This window comes from Streptomyces flavofungini, from assembly GCF_014650815.1.
In the GTDB taxonomy this organism is placed as follows: Bacteria; Actinomycetota; Actinomycetes; order Streptomycetales; family Streptomycetaceae; genus Streptomyces; species Streptomyces flavofungini.
This window is the reverse complement of sequence record NZ_BMVR01000005.1, coordinates 232,364-250,644: the sequence shown is the minus strand read 5'-3', so window position 1 is coordinate 250,644 and position 18,281 is coordinate 232,364. Positions and strand designations below refer to the sequence as shown.

At 73.5% G+C, this 18,281-nt stretch carries 15 protein-coding genes; 3 read left to right on the top strand and 12 right to left on the bottom strand.

The genetic code is table 11. From position 1 onward, the window contains the following. Positions 1-27 precede the first annotated feature (27 nt). On the top strand, positions 28-345 hold the full coding sequence (locus IE274_RS14555; protein ID WP_190116135.1) for a hypothetical protein: 318 nt from the start codon (positions 28-30) through the stop codon (positions 343-345). Between the two features lie 33 nt (positions 346-378). Here IE274_RS14555 and IE274_RS14550 read toward each other — a convergent pair whose 3' ends face one another. The 6 genes from IE274_RS14550 to IE274_RS14525 form a co-directional block, all read right to left on the bottom strand. Further along, positions 379-993 (bottom strand): TetR/AcrR family transcriptional regulator, encoded by a 615-nt coding sequence (locus IE274_RS14550; protein ID WP_190116134.1) that lies wholly within the window; start codon positions 991-993, stop codon positions 379-381. Next, the gene (locus tag IE274_RS14545; RefSeq protein ID WP_190116133.1) at positions 981-1,730 is read right to left on the bottom strand and encodes an enoyl-CoA hydratase family protein; all 750 of its coding nucleotides are present in this window, start codon (positions 1,728-1,730) and stop codon (positions 981-983) included. The genes IE274_RS14550 and IE274_RS14545 overlap by 13 nt, the downstream gene beginning before the upstream one ends. A gap of 27 nt (positions 1,731-1,757) precedes the next feature. Further along, entirely contained in the window at positions 1,758-2,921 is a 1,164-nt protein-coding gene (locus IE274_RS14540; RefSeq protein ID WP_190116132.1) for an acyl-CoA dehydrogenase family protein, read from the bottom strand. Next, positions 2,918-4,861: an acetyl/propionyl/methylcrotonyl-CoA carboxylase subunit alpha gene (locus IE274_RS14535; protein WP_190116131.1), complete on the bottom strand. Its 1,944-nt coding sequence runs from the start codon at positions 4,859-4,861 to the stop codon at positions 2,918-2,920. The genes IE274_RS14540 and IE274_RS14535 overlap by 4 nt, the downstream gene beginning before the upstream one ends. A 21-nt stretch (positions 4,862-4,882) precedes the next feature. Beyond that, positions 4,883-6,484, bottom strand: coding sequence for an acyl-CoA carboxylase subunit beta (locus IE274_RS14530; RefSeq protein WP_190116130.1), 1,602 nt, complete (start codon positions 6,482-6,484; stop codon positions 4,883-4,885). Positions 6,485-6,568: 84 nt separating this feature from the next. Next, positions 6,569-6,727 carry an Arc family DNA-binding protein gene (locus IE274_RS14525; protein WP_190116129.1) on the bottom strand — a complete coding sequence of 53 codons (159 nt, stop codon included), beginning with the start codon at positions 6,725-6,727 and terminating at the stop codon, positions 6,569-6,571. Between the two features lie 29 nt (positions 6,728-6,756). On the opposite strand from IE274_RS14525, the gene IE274_RS14520 reads away from it, so the two are divergent. Further along, a complete protein-coding gene (locus IE274_RS14520; RefSeq protein ID WP_190116128.1) occupies positions 6,757-7,977 on the top strand; it encodes an RNA-guided endonuclease InsQ/TnpB family protein in 1,221 nt (406 codons plus the stop codon). Between the two features lie 34 nt (positions 7,978-8,011). On the opposite strand, the gene IE274_RS14515 is transcribed toward IE274_RS14520, so the two are convergent. From IE274_RS14515 to IE274_RS14500, 4 genes are all read right to left on the bottom strand, one after another. After that, positions 8,012-9,745 (bottom strand): acyclic terpene utilization AtuA family protein, encoded by a 1,734-nt coding sequence (locus IE274_RS14515; RefSeq protein WP_190116127.1) that lies wholly within the window; start codon positions 9,743-9,745, stop codon positions 8,012-8,014. Next, positions 9,742-10,548, bottom strand: a complete 807-nt coding sequence (locus tag IE274_RS14510; protein WP_190116126.1) for a TIGR03084 family metal-binding protein — start codon at positions 10,546-10,548, stop codon at positions 9,742-9,744. The genes IE274_RS14515 and IE274_RS14510 overlap by 4 nt, the downstream gene beginning before the upstream one ends. Before the next feature lie 121 nt (positions 10,549-10,669). After that, positions 10,670-11,617: an EamA family transporter gene (locus IE274_RS14505; RefSeq protein WP_190116486.1), complete on the bottom strand. Its 948-nt coding sequence runs from the start codon at positions 11,615-11,617 to the stop codon at positions 10,670-10,672. Between the two features lie 197 nt (positions 11,618-11,814). Next, entirely contained in the window at positions 11,815-14,676 is a 2,862-nt protein-coding gene (locus IE274_RS14500; protein WP_190116125.1) for an FAD-binding and (Fe-S)-binding domain-containing protein, read from the bottom strand. 395 nt (positions 14,677-15,071) lie between these two features. Here IE274_RS14500 and serC point away from each other — a divergent pair, with 395 nt between their 5' ends. Continuing rightward, on the top strand, positions 15,072-16,190 hold the full coding sequence (gene serC, locus IE274_RS14495) for a phosphoserine transaminase (protein WP_190116124.1): 1,119 nt from the start codon (positions 15,072-15,074) through the stop codon (positions 16,188-16,190). Between the two features lie 126 nt (positions 16,191-16,316). Here serC and IE274_RS14490 read toward each other — a convergent pair whose 3' ends face one another. Continuing rightward, positions 16,317-17,174, bottom strand: coding sequence for an ABC transporter permease (locus IE274_RS14490; protein ID WP_190116485.1), 858 nt, complete (start codon positions 17,172-17,174; stop codon positions 16,317-16,319). A gap of 17 nt (positions 17,175-17,191) precedes the next feature. Then, the gene (locus IE274_RS14485; protein WP_190116123.1) at positions 17,192-18,250 is read right to left on the bottom strand and encodes an ATP-binding cassette domain-containing protein; all 1,059 of its coding nucleotides are present in this window, start codon (positions 18,248-18,250) and stop codon (positions 17,192-17,194) included. Positions 18,251-18,281 lie beyond the last annotated feature (31 nt).

Sequence of the window (18,281 nt, the reverse complement as noted above, 5' to 3'; positions counted from 1 at the left end):
CTCGTGTACGCCTGTTTCGATGGCCGCATGATCCAGCACACGATGATGGTTTCCTTCGAAGGCCCGATCCCGGACGCGGACCTCGATCAGTTCCTCAAGGACATCGAACGCGTCATGCTCGACTCCGGCCACGCGCAGACGGTCTCGGCGCGGCGGCACCTCCCGGTGCCCGGCGAGGAGGCCTTTTCCACGCCTGCCGCGGCCGCGGTCATCTGGTTCGGCCTCACCGGCACCGACGCCCTCGCCGCGTCCTTCACGGCTCCCGGCGTCGGGGAACTCATCCACCACTGGCAGTCCCGCCACCCGTACCGGGTCACGTGGGCGAACCACGAGCCGCTCGACTGAGCCGGGGCCCACCGCCCCCCTCGGCCGGACCCCTCAGCCCAACGCCTCGTCCACCAGCCGCCCCCACTCCGCCACGACCCGCTGCCGCCGGGCCCCGTCATCCGTGAGGAGGTTCGCGAGCCCGAGCCCCCGAGCCATGTCGAGCAGCCCCTGTACGGTCTCCCGCGCCCCCGGCACGCTCTCGTCGGCGCCGAGCAGCTCCACCGCGATCCGATGGGTCTCCCGGCCGACCCGGGCCTCCAACTCGGCGACGCGCGGACCGAGTTGCTCCTCGTTGGACGCGGCGACCCACAGCTGCAGGGCGGCCCGGAACAGCGGGCCGGTGTACAGGTCGACCAGGGCCGCGACCACCGCGGTCCGGTCGGCCCCGGCCGGGCCCCCGGCGCCCTCGGGGAACAGCCCGCGCAGCGCGGCCGACCGTTCCTCGGCGACGTACTCGACGGCGGCCGTGAACAGTTCCTCGCGGGTGCGGAAGTGGTGCTGGGCGGCGCCGCGCGACACCCCGGCCCGCTCCGCGACGACGGACACCGTCGAGCCCGCCCAGCCGTGTTCGGCCAGGCAGGACACCGCCGCCTCCAGGAGCCGTTGCCGGGTGACCCGGCTGCGGTCCTGCTTGGGGGCGCGGTCGGCCTCGGTCACAGCGCCCATGAACGCTCCCGTCGTTCCAGGAACGCCTCCATCCCCTCCTTGGCCTCGGCGGAGCCGAAGCGGTGGGCGGAGAGGGCGACGAGGGCGTCCGCTTCCTTGTCGAATGCGTCAAGAACCCTAGCCGTGACGAGTCTCTTCGCGTCGGCCAGCGCCCCCGGAGCGGCCTTGCGCAGCCCTTCGAGCACCGGCTCCAGGACCACGCCGACGCCGTCATCGGCCCCCGCGTACGCCGAGACCAGGCCGATCCGGGCCGCCTCCGCGCCGCCGAAGCGCTCACCGGTGAGGTAGTAGCGGCTCGCGGCGCGCGCGTCCAGGCGCGGCAGGAGCGTCAGCGAGATCACCGCCGGTACGACCCCGATGTGCACCTCGGTCAGCGCGAACGACACGTCCGGTCCGCCCGCCACCGCGATGTCGCACGCCCCGAGCAGCCCGAGCCCGCCCGCCCGCACGTGCCCGCGCACCCGCGCCACCACGGGTTTCGGCAGCTCCACGAGCTGCCGGAGCAGCGCCACGAACGCCCCCGGGTCGGGGGGTTCGCGCAGGTCGGCGCCCGCGCAGAACGTCGACCCCGTGTGGGTCAGGACCACCGCGCGCACGCCGTCGTCCCGGCCCGACTCGGCGAGTGCGTCCGCCAGTTCACCGACCAGGGCCGCCGACAGGGCGTTGCGGTTCGCGGGCGAGTCCAGCGTGAGGGTGACGATGCCCCGGTCCGGCTCCGAGACGAGTACCACTGCCATCAGAACTCCCTGGGAAGACTCGGACACCTAGTACGACTTGGGCAGGCCCAGGCTCTGGTGGGACACGAAGTTGAGGATCATCTCCCGGCTCACCGGCGCGATCCGCGCGACCCGGGACGCCACGATCAGCGAGGCGAGCCCGAACTCCTTGGTCAGGCCGTTGCCGCCGAGGGTGTGCACCGCCTGGTCGACGGCCTTCACGCAGGCGTCGGCCGCCGCGAACTTCGCCATGTTCGCGGCCTCGCCCGCCCCCAGGTCGTCCCCGTCGTCGTACAGGCGGGCCGCCTTCTGCATCATCAGGCGGGCCAGCTCGATCTCTATGTGGGACTGGGCGAGCGGGTGCGCGATCGCCTGGTGGGCGCCGATCGGGGACTTCCAGACGCTGCGTTCCTTGGCGTACTCCACGGCCCGCGCGAGCGCGAAGCGCGCCATGCCGAGGGAGAACGCGGCCGTCATGATGCGCTCCGGGTTGAGCCCGGCGAAGAGCTGGAGCAGGCCCGCGTCCTCGTCGCCCACCAGCGCGTCGGCGGGCAGCCGCACCTCGTCGAGCACCAGCTCGAACTGCTTCTCCGGGGCCTGGAGTTCCATGTCGATGCGGTGGCGGGTGAAGCCCGGCGCGTCGCGCGGGACGATGAACAGGCAGGGCTTCAGCTTGCCCGTGCGGGCGTCCTCGGTGCGGCCCACGACGAGGGTGGCGTCGGCGATGTCGACGCCGGAGATGAAGACCTTGCGGCCGGTCAGGACCCAGTCGTCGCCGTCCCTGCGGGCGGTGGTGGTGATGCGGTGCGAGTTGGAGCCCGCGTCGGGCTCGGTGATGCCGAACGCCATCGTGCGGGTGCCGTCGGCGAGGCCCGGCAGCCACGTCCGCCGCTGCGCCTCGGTGCCGAAGCGGGCGATCACCGTGCCGCAGATCGCCGGGGACACCACCATCATCAGCAGTGGGCTGCCGGCGGCCCCCAACTCCTCCAGGACGATGGAGAGTTCGGCGATGCCGCCGCCCCCGCCGCCGTACTCCTCGGGCAGGTTCACGCCCAGGTAGCCGAGCTTGGCGGCGTCCGCCCACAGCTCGTCGGGGTGGCCCTCGTCCCGCACGACGCGGGTCATGTAGGCGCGGCCGTAGCGCTTGCCGAGCGCCGCGACGGCCGCGCGCAACGCCTGGTGTTCCTCGGTTTCGAGCACGGGAGCGTTCACAGTTCTTCCTCCTGTACGTCTTCCTCGACCACAGTGAGCTGTACGTCTTCCTGCCCCGCCGCGAGCTGGGCGTCCTCCTGGACCACCGCGAGCAGCGCGCCCACCTCGACCTGCCGCCCCGGCTCCGCGTGCAGCGCGGTGAGGGTTCCGGCGGCGGGGGCCACGACCCGGTGCTCCATCTTCATCGCCTCCAGCCACACCACCGGCTGCCCGGCCTCGACCCGCGCGCCCGCCGCCAGGCCCTCCCCGACCCGGAGCACCGTCCCCGGCATCGGCGCGAGCAGCGAGCCCGGCTCCTGCCGCACGGTGGGCTCGGGCAGCGGCGACAGCGCGTCCAGCGCCACGTTCCCGACGTACACGCGGCTCCCGCCGTACGACGCCACCGCGAACTCCCGCCGCACGCCGTCGGCTTCGAGCACCACGAGGTCGGGCGCGGCCCGCAGCACGCGGACGCCGTCGGCGACCGGGCCGCCACGGGTGTGCGCGTACCGGACCTCGTGCTCGACGCCGTCCGCCACGCTCAGGTACCGCTTGACCTGCGGCTGCGAGCGCAGATTGCGCCAGCCGCCGAACCGGGACCGGCCGCAGGCGTCGGCGAGGGCTGCGGCCAGCGGCGCGTACCGGGCCCACGGGCCGGGGTCGGGGGCCGTCAGCCCGGGCAGATGCCGGTCGTAGAACGACGTGTCCATGCGGGCCGCCGCGAACTCCGGGTGCCGCAGCGACCGCACCAGCGACTCCCGGTTGGTGACCGGGCCGTGGACCACCGTCCGGTCCAGGGCGCCCGCCAGCTTCCGCAGCGCCTCCGCGCGGGTCGGCGCGTGGGCGACGACCTTCGCGAGCATCGCGTCGTAGTGCACGCCGACGGTGTCGCCGTCCGCGTACCCGGTGTCGAGGCGCACCCCGTCCGGCACGGCGATGCGGTGCAGGGTGCCGGTCTGCGGGGCCCACCCGGCCGCCGGGTCCTCGGCGTAGAGGCGGGCCTCGACGGCGTGCCCGTGCGCGGGCGGCGGCTGCGGGCCGGGCAGCGGCTCGCCCTCGGCGACGCGGAGCTGCAGGGCGACCAGGTCGAGGCCGAACACGGCCTCCGTCACGGGGTGTTCGACCTGGAGGCGGGTGTTCATCTCCAGGAAGTGCGCGGTGCCGTCGGCGGCGACCAGGAACTCCACGGTCCCGGCGCCCCGGTAGTCGGTAGCGCGGGCGGCGCGGGTCGCCAACGCGTGCAGTCGCGCCACGAGTTCACTGTCGAGCCCGGGTGCCGGGGCCTCCTCGATGACCTTCTGATGGCGGCGCTGCAGCGTGCAGTCGCGCGTCCCGAGCGCCCACACCGTCCCGTGCCCGTCGGCCATGACCTGCACCTCGACGTGCCGCCCGCCCTCGACGTACGGCTCGACGAACACCTCGCCGTCCCCGAAGGCGCTGGCCGCCTCGGCCCGCGCGGCCGCCAACTCACCCTTGAGGGCGTCCAGTTCCCGTACGACCCGCATCCCGCGCCCGCCACCGCCGGCCGCTGCCTTCACGAGCACCGGAAGGTCGGCCTCCGTGACCGCGTCCACGGCCAGCGGTGCGAGCCCCATCAGCTCCTTGGCGCGGGTCTTGGAGGCCATCGCCTCGATGGCCTCCGGCGGCGGCCCGATCCACAGCAGGCCCGCGTCGGCGACGGCCCGCGCGAAGGCGGCGTTCTCCGACAGGAAGCCGTAGCCCGGGTGGACCGCGTCCGCGCCCGCCGCCTGCGCGGCCTTCACCACCAGCTCGCCGCGCAGATACGTCTCCGAAGGCGCCGCCCCCGGCAGCCGTACCGCCTCATCGGCCTCTCGTACGTGCAGCGCGTCCGCGTCGGCGTCGGAGTGCACGGCGACCGTGGCGATGCCGAGCTCCCGGCAGGTACGGAACACCCGGCAGGCGATCTCGCCCCGGTTGGCGACCAACAGCTTGGAGATCATGGGAGATTCAGTCACCTTGCCTCACATCCTGAAGACGCCGAAGCCGCCGCGCGCGCCTTCGACCGGGGCCGTGTGGAGGGCGGACAGGCAGATCCCGAGGACGGTGCGGGTGTCGCGCGGGTCGATCACCCCGTCGTCGTAGAGACGCCCCGAGAGGAACATCGGCAGCGACTCGGACTCGATCTGCTGCTCCACCATCGCGCGCAGCGCCGCGTCGGCGTCGTCGTCGTAGGGCTTGCCCTTCGCCGCCGCCGACTGGCGCGCCACGATCGACAGGACGCCCGCGAGCTGCTGCGGGCCCATGACGGCGGACTTGGCGCTGGGCCAGGCGAACAGGAACCGGGGGTCGTAGGCGCGCCCGCACATGCCGTAGTGCCCGGCGCCGTAGGAGGCGCCCATCAGGACCGACAGGTGCGGCACCCGCGAGTTGCTGACCGCGTTGATCATCATCGCGCCGTGCTTGATGATGCCGCCCTGCTCGTACTCCTTGCCGACCATGTAGCCGGTGGTGTTGTGCAGGAACAGCAGCGGGATGTCACGCTGATTCGCCAACTGGATGAACTGGGCGGCCTTCTGCGACTCCGCGGAGAACAGCACGCCCTGCGCGTTGGCGAGGACACCGACCGGGTAGCCGTGCAGGCGCGCCCAGCCCGTCACCAGGCTCGTCCCGTACAGCGGCTTGAACTCGTCGAAGTCGGAGCCGTCGACGATCCGCGCGATGACCTCGCGGGGGTCGAAGGGGGTGCGCAAATCGCCGGGGACGATGCCGAGGAGTTCCTCGGTGTCGTACTTGGGCGGCTCGGCGGGGACGGCCGGGTCGGCGTGCGCCTTGCGCCAGTTGAGGCGGGCGACGACGCGGCGGGTCTGGCGGAGCGCGTCGTGCTCGTCCTCGGCGAGGTAGTCGGCGAGGCCGGAGGTGCGGGCGTGCATCTCGGCGCCGCCCAGGGACTCGTCGTCGCTCTCCTCGCCGGTCGCCATCTTCACCAGCGGCGGCCCGCCGAGGAACACCTTCGCGCGCTCCTTGACCATGATCACGTGGTCGCACATGCCGGGGACGTAGGCGCCGCCCGCCGTGGAGTTGCCGAAGACGACGGCGACGGTCGGGATCCCGGCGGCCGACGAACGCGTGAGGTGCTTGAACAGGGCGCCGCCCGGGATGAAGATCTCCTTCTGGGACGGCAGGTCGGCGCCCCCGGACTCCACCAGGTGGACGGACGGCAGCCGGTTGGCGTGGCCGATCTCGTGCGCGCGGAACGCCTTCTTCAGCGTCCAGGGGTTGCTGGCGCCGCCGCGTACCGTCGGGTCGTTGGCGGTGATCAGGCACTCCACGCCCTCGACGACGCCGATGCCGGTGACCATGGAGGCTCCGACCGGGTACTCGCTGCCCCACGCGGCGAGCGGCGACAGCTCCAGGAACGGCGTGTCCGGGTCGAGCAGCAGCTCGATGCGCTCCCGGGCCAGCAGCTTCCCCCGGTCCCGGTGCCGTTGGACGTACTTCTCGCCGCCCCCCGCCAGCGCCTTGGCCTGCTCGGCGTCGAGGTCGGCCAGCTTGGCGAGCATGGCGGCGCGGTGGTCGGCGTACTCGGGGCTCGCCGGGTCGAGCGCGGACGCGAGCACGGTCACCTGATACCTCCGAGGATGCCCCGGCCTTCAGGGCGGGGAGGAATCGGAGCCCTGCGGAGCAGGGCGAGGAAAGAGCAATCGCTGTCAGGGCGATTGCTCGTCTGCCGAGTCGCTGCCGCGCCCGACCTCAAGCCGGTGCAGGATCTCGGAGTTGAGGGACCTGCGGGCGGACTTGGCCTGAGAGACCAGCCACTCGTGCAGGTCGGCGGGCAGCCTGAGCGTGATGCGCACTTCATGATCCATGCCCTCAATCGTAGTGTTAGAATGGTGTCATGACGACACCGTCGATATCGGGGGGCGCCGGGCATGCCCGGTACACCTACCGGCTTCGCCTGTCGTCGACCGCCCGCACCGGCCTTGAAACCGAGTGGGCGCGCTGCCGGTGGGTGTGGAACGAGTGCGTGGCCATGTCCCGCAAGGTCCACGCTGCGAACCAGGGGGCGGTCGAGAAGACGACGTGCGGCCCGGCCCAGCTTGACAAGATGCTGACCGAGGCCCGCAACGCCATGTCGTGGCTGCGTGAGGGTGCGTCGGTGCCGCAGCAGCAGACCATCCGCGACTTCGCCAAGTCCCGCGCCAAGGCACTCAAGGACATCAAGGCGAAGCTGCCGCTCCGGCAGCGCGCCGGGATGCCCCGCATCAAGCGGAAGCCTGACGCGCTGCCGACCCTGAACTACACGACGCGCGGGTTCCGGTTGAAGGACGGCCGCCTGCACGTCGCGGGCGGGATCGTCCTGACGGTCGTCTGGTCCCGCGACCTCCCGGCCGCGCCCTCCAGCGTGCGGATCTACCAGGACTCCTTGGGGCACTGGTACGCGTCGTTCGTCGTCGCCACCGAGGTGCAGCCGCTCCCCAGGACCAGCGCCGTGCTCGGTGTGGACTGGGGCGTCACGGAGACCGCCACCACCACGTCCGACGTGCACGACCTCCCCCACGCCGAGCACGGAAAGAACGCTGCGCAGCGCCTCGCCCGCTACCAGCGGATGATGGCCCGCCGTAGGCCCGCGAAGGGACAGCCCGCTTCGCGCGGCTACCGGAAGGCCCAGGCGCAGACGGCGAAGCTGCACAAGAAGGTAGCCCGGCAACGCCAGGACACCGCACGCAAGTGGGCCAAGCGCGCTGTCCGCAACCACGACGCCATCGCCGTCGAGGACTTCCACCCGAAGTTCCTCGCCAAGACCACCATGGCCCGCAAGGCCGCTGACGCGGCGATCAGCGCCACCAAGACGGCCCTGATCGAGATGGGCCGCAAGCACGGACGCGATGTGCGCCTCGTGCATCCCGCGCACACCACCATGGACTGCGCGCACTGCATGACGAGAGCCAAGCATGCACTTCCTCTTTCGGAACGTACTTACACCTGCACCGCGTGCGAAGCCGTGTCCCCTCGGGATAAGAACTCCGCGCGCGTGATGCTGGTCCGGGCTGGTCTCAACCCGGCTGGTGTCGAGGGCGTAAGACCTCCGGGAGCGCTGCTCCCAGAGGCAGCCTGAGCCAGGAATCCCCTCCCTTCAGGGAGGGGAGGATTCAAAGCAGTACCTCCGGGATGTCGAGGTGGCGGGCGCGCAGCCACTCGCCGAGGCCCTTGGCCTGCGGGTCGAAGCGGGCCTGCGAGGCGACTCCGGCGCCGAGGATGCCCTCGACGTGGAAGTTCAGGGCGCGCAGGTTGGGCAGCAGGTGCCGGGTGACCTGCAGCTCCCGGCTCTCCGGGAGCAGCCGCCGGAACTCGTCGACGGTCAGGTGATGGGCGAGCCACCGCCAGGCGTCGTCCGTGCGCACCCACACACCGACGTTGGCGTCCCCGCCCTTGTCACCGCTGCGGGCACCGGCGACGGTCCCGAGGGGCACGCGCCGGGTCCGCTCGTACGCCAACGGCTCGGGCAGGTCCGGCGGCTCGACGTCGGCCAGCTCACGGGTCCCGCCCCCCGCCGCTGCCGCCGCCGGGATGGCGACGCGCAGCCCGTCCGGGGTCACCGCCACCTGTCGTACGGAGGTGGCGTCGACGTGGACCGCCTCGAACACCCCGTACGGGGTGCCCTTGCCGGGCGGGGCGGTGACGTGGAACCCGGGGTAGCTGCCGAGGGCGAGTTCGATCGCGGCGCCGCTGAGGGCGCGGCCGACCACGTCCGCGTCCCGGTCGCGCACGACGAGCCGCAGCAGGGCGCTGGCGGTCTCCTCCGTGGGCGCGTCGGCGCGGTCGGTGCGGGCCAGCTCCCAGCGCACCTCGGCGGGGCGGGACTTGGCGCGGTCCAGGGCGTCCTCGATCTGGGCGCGCACCAGGTCGGCCTTCGCGTCGACGTCGAGGCCGGTGAGGACGAACACGACTTCGTTGCGGTGCCCGCCGACGCGGGTGAGCCCGGCCTTGAGGGTGGGGGGCGGTGCCTCGCCGCGGACGCCGTCCACGCGGACGCGGTCCGGGCCCTCCTGGGTGAGGCGGACGGTGTCGAGGCGCGCGGTGACGTCGGGTCCGGCGTAGCGGGCGCCGGAGGTCTCGTACAGGAGCTGCGCGGTGACCGTGCCGACGTCGACGACTCCGCCCGTCCCGTCGTGCTTGGTGATCACGCAGGAGCCGTCGGCGTGCAGCTCGGCGAGGGGGAAGCCGGGGTGCGTCATCCTCGCGGGGTCGAGCTCGCGGAAGAAGGCGTAGTTGCCGCCGGTGGCCTGGGTGCCGCACTCCAGGATGTGCCCGGCGACGACGGCGCCCGCGAGCCGGTCGTGGTCGCCGGGCCCCCAGCCGAAGTGGGCGGCGGCGGGGCCCGTCACCAGGGCGGCGTCGGTGACGCGGCCGGTGACGACGAGATCGGCGCCCGCGCGGAGCGCCTCCGCGATGCCGAAGCCGCCCAGGTAGGCGTGCGCGGTGAGGGCCTCGCGGAAGCGCGGGCCCAGATCGTCGCCCTCGACGTGGGCGACGCGCACGTCCAGGCCGAGCCGCTCCGCCAACTCCCGTAGCTGCTCGGCGAGTCCGGCCGGGTTGAGGCCGCCCGCGTTGGCGACGATCCGGACGCCCCGGTCCATCGCCTCGCCCAGGCACTCCTCCATCTGCTTCAGGAACGTCTTCGCGTAGCCCCGGTCCGGGTCCTTGAGGCGGTCGCGGCCGAGGATGAGCATGGTCAGCTCGGCGAGGTAGTCGCCGGTGAGGACGTCCAGGGGGCCGCCGGTGAGCATGTCCCGCACGGCGGTGTGGCGGTCGCCGTAGAAGCCGGAGGCGTTGCCGATCCGCAGGGGGTCGCGCGGGCCCTGCCCCGCCGCCTCGGCGCTCACGCCCCGCCCTCCTCGGCGCCCTGCGCGCTCGTCCGGCCTTCCCCCGGCGGGCCCGCGAACGCCTGGGCGATGCTGAGCCACTGCTCGGCGTCGGGGCCTTGCGCCCGTACCGCCAGGTCGTCGCGGTGGGCGCGGCGGGTGGCGAGGAGGCAGAAGTCGAGGGCGGGCCCGGTGACGCGCTGGGCCGCGCCTTCCGGCCCGTACGTCCACACGTCACCATCGGGCGTGTGGAGTTCGACGCGGAACTCCTCGGCGGGCGGGGTGAGTCCGCGGACCGCGTACGCGTAGTCGCGCGCCCGGACGCCGATGCGGGCGACGTGCCGGAGGCGGTCGGTGGGTGCGCGCCGGACGCCGAGGGTGTCGGCGACGTCCTGGCCGTGGGCCCAGGTCTCCATGATCCGCGCGGTCGCGACGGAGGCGGCGGACATGGGCGGCCCGTACCAGGGGAAGCGGGCCCCGGCGGGCGCCGCCCGCAGCGCGCGCTGCAACGCGTCCCGCCCGTCCCGCCACGAGGCGAGCAGCTCTCCCGGGGGCAGCGCGGCCCCCTCCCGGGCGCCGTCGTCGACGAAGGTGTCCGGGGACTTCAGCGCGACGGCCGCGTGCGCGGCGAACGCGTCGGCGTCGGTCACCGCGAGCAGTGCGGCCCGGTCGGTCCAGGCGAGGTGCGCGATCTGGTGGGCGATGGTCCAGCCGACCGCGGGGGTGTCGAGCGTCCAGCTCGACTCCCCCAAGTCCCCGACCAGCCGGTCGAGTTCGTCGCTCTCGGCACGCAGGTCGTCGAGCACGGCGCTGACGTCGGACACGGTGCGCTCCCCTCCGGGCAGGGCGGTGTGCCTGGGAGCATGGCAGCGCTTCGAGAAACAAGCAAGCGTGCTTGGTTATTTTCTGGCCAGGGCACCGGCCACGCCAGGGCTCGCGCCGTTCTCAGGGCGCCGTCTTCGCCTTCCCGCGCCCCACCTGCGTCCGCACCGCGCCCATGCTCGCCGCGATGACCAGGGTGATCGCGAGGGATTCGACGAGGGTGAGGGACTGGCTGAGGATCAGGAAGCCCGCGATGGCGGCGATGGCCGGTTCCAGGCTCATCATCACGGCGAAGGTGGCGGCGGGCAGGCGGCGCAGGGCGAGGAGTTCGAGGGTGTAGGGCAGGACGGAGGACATGACGGCGACCGCCGCCGCGAGGCCCAGGGTGCTGGGGACCGTCAGTTTCGAGCCGGACTCGATGATGCCGAGGGGCAGGACGAGGATCGCCGCCACGGCCATCGCGAGGGCGAGGCCGTCCGCCTGCGGGAAGCGGCGGCCCGTACGGGCGCTGAACACGATGTACGTCGCCCACATCGCCCCCGCCGCCAGCGCGAACGCCACCCCGACCGGGTCGAGTTCCCCGAAGCCGCCCCCGCCGAGCAGGAACACCCCGCACAGGGCGAGGCCCGCCCAGACCACGTTCACCAGGCGCCGGGACGTGATCACCGAAAGGGCCAGCGGGCCGAGGACTTCGAGGGTGACCGCCGGGCCCAGCGGGATGCGGTCCACGGCCTGGTAGAAGAGGCCGTTCATCGCGGCCAGCGTCGCGCCGAAGGCGAGGACGGTTCCCCAGTCGGCCCGCGAGTGCCCGCGCAGCCGGGGGCGGCAGATCACCAGCAGCACGAGCGCGGCGAAGAGCAGCCGCAGGGTGACCACGCCGAGCGCCCCGGCGCGCGGCATCAGGCTGACGGCGACGGCCCCGCCGAACTGGACGGAGACGCAGCCCGCGAGGACGAGGCCGATGGGCGCGAGGGCCGCGCGGCGGCTTCCGGGACCGCCCGACGCGGCACCGGCGGCATCGGCGGCTTCCCCCGCGACCTCGGGCCGGCCGACGGTGGCCGGTGCCTCCACGGACGCGGCCGCGCCACTCCCGACCGCAGCCGACCCATCCGTACGCGAGATGTTCACGCCAAGCCTTTCCCGCCGTCGCCGCCACGACGACCTTTCCTATAGTCCAAGCTCATGGACTCTTCCGTCCAAGGTAATGGACTACGTCAGGATTATGGAACCCTTTCGGGGCTTACGAGCCCCGCAGAGAGACGTACGCCTCACTGGTCGAGGCCCTCGGCGAGCACCTCCGCCAGGTGCCGCCCCCGCACCCCCGCGAGCTGATCGAGCTGCGTGCGGCAGGAGAAGCCGTCCGCCAGGACCTCCGCGCCGGGCGGCGCCTCCCGGACGGCGGGCAGGAGCTGCTCCTCCGCGCAGGCCGTCGACACGTCGTAGTGCCCCTTCTCGAACCCGAAGTTCCCCGCGAGGCCGCAACAGCCCCCGGACAGTTCGCCGTCGAGGCCCGCGGCGGCGCGCAGGCGGCGTTCGGCGGCGTCGCCGAGGACGGCGTGCTGGTGGCAGTGGGTCTGGCCGACGGCGGGGCGGTCCAGGCGCGGCGGCCGCCAGTCGGGGGCGCACTCCTCCAGGACCTGCGCGAACGTACGCACCGACGCCGCCAGCTCCCCCGCCCGCGCGTCGGCAGGCGCGGCCAGCTCCACCAGGTCCGTCTTCAGTGCCGCCGCGCAGCTCGGTTCGAGGACGACGAGGGGCGCCCCCGCGGCCAGCAGCGGACGCATCAGTTCCAGGGTGCGGCGCTGCACGGCGCGGGCCTGGTCGAGCTGCCCCGTGGAGACGTACGTGAGCCCGCAGCACACGCCGTCCGGCGGCAGCACGACCGTCAGACCGGCGGCTTCGAGCACGCGGACGGCGGCACGGGCGACGTCGGGCGAGAGGTGGTCGGTGAAGGTGTCGGGCCAGAGGACCACGGTGCGGCCGGACCCGCCGGGCGCCCCGTCAGGCGACCCGCCAGGTGCTCCACCGGGGGCGCCCGCGCGCCCCGCGGCCGCGTCCCCGCGCGTCCGCCGCCACCACTGCCGGAACGTACGCGTCGCCACCCTCGGCAGCGCCCGCCGCGGCTCGATCCCGCCCAGCCGCTTGGCGAGGGCGGCCAGCGGCCCGATGGCGGCGAGGAGGTTGGCGACCCGAGCCGTACGGGTCACCGCCACCACGCGCAGCCAGCGCGGCAGCCGCCCCATCGCGTAGTGCGCGGCGGGCCTGCGCCGCCCCTCGTAGTGGTGGTGCAGGAACTCGGCCTTGTACGTGGCCATGTCGACGCCGACCGGGCAGTCGGAGCGGCAGCCCTTGCAGGACAGGCACAGGTCGAGCGCGTCGCGTACCTCCGTGGAGCGCCAGCCGTCCTCGACGACCTCCCCGGCGAGCATCTCGTGCAGGAGCCGGGCGCGGCCGCGCGTGGAGTGCTCCTCCTCGCCGGTGGCGCGGAAGGACGGGCACATCACGCCGCCACCGGAAGCGGCCGTCGTGGTACGGCACTTGGCGACGCCGACGCACCGCCGGACGGCGGCCGAGAAGTCACCGCCGTCGTGCGGGTAGCCGAAGGCGACATCGACGGGCTCGCGGGGCAGGGGCGCGAAACGGAGGTTGGTGTCGAGGGGGGCGGGCCGGACGAGCATGTCGGGGTTGAGGAGACCCGCCGGGTCCCAGAGGTCCTTGACGCGCTCGAAGAGCCGGACGAGTTCGTCCCCGTACATCTTCGGCAGCAGCTCCGCGCGGGCCTGCCCGTCACCGTGCTCACCGGAGAGGGAACCCCCGTGCCCGACAACGAGATCGGCAAGGTCCTCGGAGAAGCGCCGGAACCGGCCGACCCCCTCCGCGCTCAGCAAGTCGAAATCGATCCGCACATGAATGCACCCGTCGCCGAAGTGCCCGTACGGGGTGCCGCGCAGGCCGTGGTCGGTGAGCAGGGCGCGGAAGTCGCGGAGGTAGTGGCCGAGGCGGGCGGGCGGTACGGCGCAGTCCTCCCAGCCGGGCCAGGCCTCGCTGCCGTCCGGCATCCGGGTGGCCGTGCCGGAGGCGTCCTCACGGACCCGCCACAGGGCGCGCTGCCGCGCCGGATCGGTGACGACGACGGCGTCCAGGCAGTCCGCGGCGCGCGCGATCGCCTCGGCCCCCGCCTTCGCCTCCCCCTGCGTGCCGCCGCCCGTCTCCACGAACAGCCAGGCGCCGCCCTTGGGCAGGCCGCGCGGGTCCCGTACGAGGTCGGCGGCCATGCCCTCGACGGTGAGGGGGTGGTGCGGGAGCAGGCCGGGGGCGGCCTCGGCGGCGGCGCTCTCGTCGGCGTAGCCGAGGACGGCGAGGGCGCGGGCGCGCGGCGCTTCGACGAGGCGGACGGTGGCCTCCGTCAGCACGCCGAGGGTGCCTTCGCTGCCGCAGAAGAAGCGGGGGAGGTCGGGGCCGTGCTCCGGGAGGAGGGCGTCGAGGGCGTAGCCGGAGATGCGGCGGGGGAGGTCGGGGAAGCCGGTCCGCAGCAGCGCGAGGTCGCCCTCGACGAGGGCGCGCAGGCCGTCGGGGGCGCCGTCCCAGGTGCTCCGCTCCAGCGTGCGGGGCTCCCCGTCCCCCCGCACCACCGTCACCGCCCGCACGTTGTCGGCCGTCGTCCCCCAGGCCACGGAGTGGGAGCCGCACGAGTTGTTGCCGATCATGCCGCCGAGGGTGCAGCGGCTGTGCGTGGACGGATCAGGACCGAACGTCAGCCCGTGCCGGGCGGCTCGGCTCCGCAGGGTGTCCAGTACGAGGCCGGGCTGCACGCGGGCCGTACGCGCCTGCGGATCCAGCTCCAGCACCTCCCCCATGTGCCGGGTGAAGTCCAGGACGACCCCGGTCCCCGTCGCCTGACCGGCGATGGACGTCCCCCCGCCGCGCGCCACCACGGGCACCTCGTGCTCCCGGCAGACGGCCAGGGCGGCGGCCACGTCGGCCGCGTCGCACGGGGCGACGACGCCTCGCGGGACGCGGCGGTAGTTGGACGCGTCCATCGTGTTCAACGCCCGCCCCGTCACGGAGAAGTCCACGTCCCCGCGGACCGCACGCCGCAGTACCTGCTCCAACTCGTTTCCAGTACCCATCCCCACAGGTTGCCCACCGCCACAGACCTACTCACCGCCGTCGCCGACACCGCTGTCGGCCTGTGGCTGTGCCCACCCGTCCCGCCCTGCGGGACGATTGCCCACAGCGGTGGGGGGCAACGGGCGGGGCAGCCCCGCGCGGCGCGGGGAACCACCCACCCGCCCCGACGACGCCGAACGACCGGACCCGGCACCGGGAGGCAGGGCCGACCCGGGCCGGAGGTCGGCGGGGGCGGACGAGGGCGCGGAGCCCGCGGCGGGCTGGAAACGGGCGGGCGGGTGGGAGAGAAACCCGCGCGGCAGCGCGGGAACCCACCCACCGCCCGGCACCGGGCGACGTCTCGCGGGATGGACGAGGCCGACCCCCCACATCCCGGAACAGCTAGGCTCCCTACGTGGCAGAGATCCAGATTCCCGCTGACATCAAGCCCGCCGACGGCCGTTTCGGCGCGGGCCCCTCCAAGGTGCGGACGGAGGCACTGGACGCCCTGGCCGCGACCGGCACGTCTCTGCTGGGTACGTCCCACCGCCAGGCGCCGGTGAAGAACCTGGTGGGCCGCGTGCGCGAGGGCGTGCGCGAGCTGTTCCAGTTCCCCGAGGGCTACGAGGTGATCCTCGGCAACGGCGGCTCCACGGCGTTCTGGGACGTGGCGACGCACGGCCTGATCGAGAACAAGTCGCAGCACCTGTCCTTCGGCGAGTTCAGCTCGAAGTTCGCGAAGGCGGCGAAGCTGGCCCCGTGGCTGGCGGAGCCGACGGTCATCGCGTCCGACCCGGGCACGCACCCGGCGCCGGAGGCGGAGGCGGGCGTGGACGTGTACGCGTTCACGCACAACGAGACGTCGACCGGCGTGGCGGCCCCGATCGAGCGGGTGGCGGGCGCCGACGCGGGCTCCCTGGTCCTGGTGGACGCGACGTCGGGCGCGGGCGGCCTGCCGGTGGACATCGCGCAGAGCGACGTCTACTACTTCGCCCCGCAGAAGTCCTTCGCGTCGGACGGCGGCCTGTGGGTGGCCGCGTTCTCCCCGGCGGCGATCGAGCGCGCCGAGCGGATCCACGCGAGCGGCCGTCACGTACCGGAGTTCTTCAGCCTGCCGACGGCGATCGACAACTCCCGCAAGAACCAGACGTACAACACCCCCGCGCTGGCGACCCTGTTCCTGCTCGCCGAGCAGTTGGACTGGATCAACGGCCAGGGCGGCCTGGACTGGTCGGTGCGGCGCACGGCGACGTCCGCGCGGACGCTGTACGGCTGGGCGGAGGAGTCGAAGTACGCGAATCCGTTCGTCGGTGACCCGGCGAAGCGCTCGCAGGTCATCGGCACGATCGACTTCGCGGAGGAGATCGACGCGGCGGCCGTCGCGAAGGCGCTGCGCGCGAACGGCATCGTGGACACGGAGCCGTACCGCAAGCTGGGCCGCAACCAGCTGCGCGTGGCGATGTTCCCGGCGATCGACCCGGCGGACGTCGAGGCGCTCACGAAGTGCGTCGACTACGTGATCGAGAAGCTGTAACGACGAGGCACGAGCCACCCGAGCAGAGGCACGAGCCACCCGAGCAGCAGACCGGGCCCGGGTACGCACCACGCGTACCCGGGCCCGTCCGCGTACCGAAAGCCACCGGCCGACGTACCAACCCCCCTACCGGCTGAGCCCCTTGAACCTCCGCACGGCCAGCGGCAGGAACACCGCCGTCACCACCAGCGGCCACACCACCCCCATCAGCACCGCGTTCTGCTCGACCCAGCTGGACCCGCCCGCGCCGGGGTTGCCGAAGAGTTCACGGGCGGCCGTGCCGGTGGAGGACACCGGGTTCCAGGCGGCGATGGGCGCGAGCCAGTCCGGCATGAGGGACGGGGCGACGAACACGCTGGAGATCATGGTGAGCGGGAACGCGACCGCGTAGAGACCGCCCGCCGCCTCCGCGCTGGGCACGACCAGGCCGAGCCACACGCCCACCCAGATCAGGCTGAAGCGCAGCAGCAGAAGCAGCCCGAACGCGGCCACGGCGTTCAGGACGCCGTTGCCCGGCCGCCAGCCGATCGCCAGGGCCGTGAGCGCGAGGATCGTCAACTCCGCGCAGGCCACGATGAGGTCGGAGAGGCCGCGCCCGGCCGACACCGCCGACGGCGCCATGGGCATGGAGCGGAAGCGGTCGATGACGCCCTTGGAGGCGTCCGTGACGACGCCCATCGCGGTGTTCATGAAGCCGAAGGCCATGGTCATCACGAACATGCCGGGCATCAGGAACTGCTTGTAGTCGCCCTCGCCGCCGGGCACCTTCATGGCCTCGCCGAAGACGAAGCCGTACAGGAGCACGCTGATGATGGGGAAGCCGAGCTGCCAGGCGATCACGATGGGCTGGCGCTGGAAGTGGGTCAGGTAGCGGCGGGTGATGTTGAGGGTGTCGGAGACCGCCCAGTACGCCCGCCCGTGCTCGGGCCCCGCTGCCGGACCCGCGCCCCCGCGCCCGCCGCCGAGCCCGCCCCCGCCGCTCATCGTCGTCGTCACGTCACTCATGCCGCAGCTCCCGTCCGCCCCTGCTTCTGCGCCCGCCCTTGCCCCTGCCCCTGCCCCTGCGCACTCTCCTGCTGGTCCTTCGTCCGACCCCCCGTGAGCCGCAGGAACACGTCGTCCAGACTCGGCCGCCGCAGCCCGATGTCCTCGACCGCGACGCCCTCGTCCTGGAGGGTGCGCGCGACCTCGGTGAGCGCGCCCACCCGGTCGGTGACCGCGGCCTGCACGCGCCGCTCCGCGTCGACCGCCTCGGGCTCGCCGGCCGCGACGCGGGCGACGGCCTTGACGGCGGCGGGCAGGTCGGCGGGCTCGGCGACGACGACTTCGAGCTGGCTGCCGCCGACGGTGGCCTTGAGGCCGTCGGGAGTGTCGTCGGCGATGGCGCGGCCCTGGTCGATGACGGTGATGCGGGAGGCGAGCTTGTCGGCCTCCTCCAGATACTGCGTAGTGAGTAGAACGCTCGTTCCGCTCGCCACCAAGGACCGTACGGAGTCCCAGACCTCGCTGCGGCCGCGCGGGTCGAGGCCGGTCGTCGGCTCGTCCAGGAACAGCACGGACGGGGCGAGGATCATCGACGCGGCGAGGTCGAGGCGGCGCCGCATGCCGCCGCTGTACGTCCCGGCGCCCTTGTCGGCGGCGGCCTCCAGGCCGAACTGCTCCAGGAGTTCCGCCGCGCGCCGCGCCGCCCGCTTGCCGCCGAGGTGGAAGAGGCGGCCGAACATCTCCAGGTTCTGCCGCCCGCTGAGGACCTCGTCCACCGCGGCGTACTGACCGGTCAGGCCGATGCGGCCGCGTACGGTCCGGGCGTCGCGCCGGACGTCCGCGCCGCCGACCGTGGCCCGGCCGCCGTCGAGCCGGATGAGCGTCGACAGGACGCGCACCGCCGTCGTCTTGCCCGCGCCGTTCGGACCGAGCAGGCCGTGCACCGTGCCGTGCGCCACGGTCAGGTCGAAGCCGTCCAGGGCCCGCTTGTCGCCGTACCGCTTCTCCAGGCCCCGGGCCCGGACCGCGTACGCGCCGGCGTCGTCGCCGCGCCCGCCGAAGTCACTGTCGCTCACTGCCCCTCCAACTCCCGTTCCGCTCTTCGCA

What these genes read in the sequence shown, in the direction of transcription:
- IE274_RS14555 (WP_190116135.1), top strand. Translation starts at nt 28, where the DNA reads ATGATCCAGCACACGATGATGGTTTCCTTCGAAGGCCCGATCCCGGAC.
- IE274_RS14550 (WP_190116134.1), bottom strand. Translation starts at nt 993, where the DNA reads ATGGGCGCTGTGACCGAGGCCGACCGCGCCCCCAAGCAGGACCGCAGC.
- IE274_RS14545 (WP_190116133.1), bottom strand. Translation starts at nt 1,730, where the DNA reads ATGGCAGTGGTACTCGTCTCGGAGCCGGACCGGGGCATCGTCACCCTC.
- IE274_RS14535 (WP_190116131.1), bottom strand. Translation starts at nt 4,861, where the DNA reads ATGATCTCCAAGCTGTTGGTCGCCAACCGGGGCGAGATCGCCTGCCGG.
- IE274_RS14525 (WP_190116129.1), bottom strand. Translation starts at nt 6,727, where the DNA reads ATGGATCATGAAGTGCGCATCACGCTCAGGCTGCCCGCCGACCTGCAC.
- IE274_RS14520 (WP_190116128.1), top strand. Translation starts at nt 6,757, where the DNA reads ATGACGACACCGTCGATATCGGGGGGCGCCGGGCATGCCCGGTACACC.
- IE274_RS14500 (WP_190116125.1), bottom strand. Translation starts at nt 14,676, where the DNA reads ATGGGTACTGGAAACGAGTTGGAGCAGGTACTGCGGCGTGCGGTCCGC.
- IE274_RS14490 (WP_190116485.1), bottom strand. Translation starts at nt 17,174, where the DNA reads ATGAGCGGCGGGGGCGGGCTCGGCGGCGGGCGCGGGGGCGCGGGTCCG.